General features: G+C 42.3%; 1 pseudogene. It reads left to right on the top strand.

What is annotated here, in order from left to right:
• Positions 1–284, top strand: a pseudogene (locus ACEN4I_RS13560) (haloacid dehalogenase); the annotation flags it as partial.

Raw genomic sequence — 284 nt, 5'->3', positions numbered from 1 at the left:
ATACTAATAACCAGAATGGGATTGCCAAAGCCTTGTCACACTATGGTTTGATTCACTTTGAAACAGAGAATTCATTTACCAGTGATGATGATAATTTCAACAAGGTTAAGGATTTCCACCATTTGATGGATGGCTCAACTACCGATATGCCTCGTGTTTACGGTATTGAGGAAGCTAGTCACCGTTCGGACTTCAAGTTGGAAGAAATTGTCGAATTCCTCTATGCTTCATCAGGTGGGGACAAGCGTGTCTTTGGTCAGGCTGTTCTGGATTTGCATGCTGCT

Origin of the sequence: Desemzia sp. FAM 23990, from assembly GCF_045528485.1 — a bacterium.
Lineage (GTDB): Bacteria > Bacillota > Bacilli > Lactobacillales > Carnobacteriaceae > Desemzia.
This window is presented reverse-complemented; position numbering and strand designations above follow the sequence as displayed.